The organism is Leisingera sp. F5, assembly GCF_001593695.1.
The window spans coordinates 1-1,030 of record NZ_LUKH01001437.1 but is presented as its reverse complement, the minus strand read 5'-3'; the positions used below and the strand labels follow the sequence as shown (position 1 = coordinate 1,030).

The following is a 1,030-nucleotide window of genomic DNA, read 5'->3' as shown; positions in this document are numbered from 1 at the left end:
CGAACCCGAAATGGGTGGTATTGTCGCTGCTATCGCTCATGAGGCTTGCCGTTTGCTGAATTCCGCCCTTGTTATAAGGCGCTGTGGGGCAGGCACAATGCGGCCCGTTGGTTCAGGAGGGGTGTAATGCCAGAATTGCCCGAGGTCGAGACGGTGAAACGCGGATTGGCGCCTGCGATGGAGGGGGCGGTGATCACAAATGCGGCTGTGAACCGTCCTGATCTGCGCTGGCCGTTTCCGGAGCGGATGGCCGAGCGGCTGACCGGTGCGCGGGTCAATGGGCTGCGGCGGCGTTCGAAGTATATTCTGGCGGACCTGGACACTGAGGAGACACTGCTCATTCATCTGGGCATGTCGGGGCGGATGACGGTGTCTGGTGACCCGCTGGGCCAGTTTGCTCATGAGCACCCGCAGGCGGAGAAGCACGACCATGTTGTGCTGGACATGGATAATGGCGCCCGCATCACCTTCAACGACCCGCGCCGCTTCGGGGCGATGGATCTGCTGGAGACCGCAACGGCCGAAAGCAACAAACTGCTGGCGGTGCTGGGGCCGGAGCCGCTGGGAAATGATTTTCACGAGGACCATCTGGTTGCCGCCTTCCAGGGTCGCAACACGCCGGTGAAATCCGCATTACTGGATCAGGGAATCATTGCGGGCCTTGGTAACATCTATGTTTGTGAAGCTTTGTTCCGTGCGGGAATTTCGCCACGCCGCAAGGCTGGGCAGATTGCCGCGCATCGGGTTGCGGCGCTGGTTCCGATCATCCGGGAAGTGCTGCAGGATGCCATCCGAGCAGGCGGATCGTCGCTCAAGGATTTCCGGCAAGCCTCTGGTGAGCTTGGATATTTTCAACACTCTTTCGATGCGTATGGACGCGAGGGTGAACCCTGCCGCCGCGCGGGTTGCACGGGGTCAATTGCCAGAATCACCCAATCCGGGCGCTCCACCTTCTACTGTGTAAAGTGTCAAAGATAGCTTGATCAGAGGGACCCTTTTGGTAAGGACTCGGATCTGAACGGAACAACCG

1 protein-coding gene is annotated in these 1,030 nt (G+C 59.6%); it reads left to right on the top strand.

Annotated features, from left to right (window positions below):
• Positions 1 to 126: 126 nt before the first annotated feature.
• Complete coding sequence (gene mutM, locus A2I95_RS42070; RefSeq protein WP_027257157.1) at positions 127 to 978, top strand: bifunctional DNA-formamidopyrimidine glycosylase/DNA-(apurinic or apyrimidinic site) lyase; 852 nt, start codon at positions 127 to 129, stop codon at positions 976 to 978.
• The last annotated feature ends 52 nt before the right edge of the window (positions 979 to 1,030 follow it).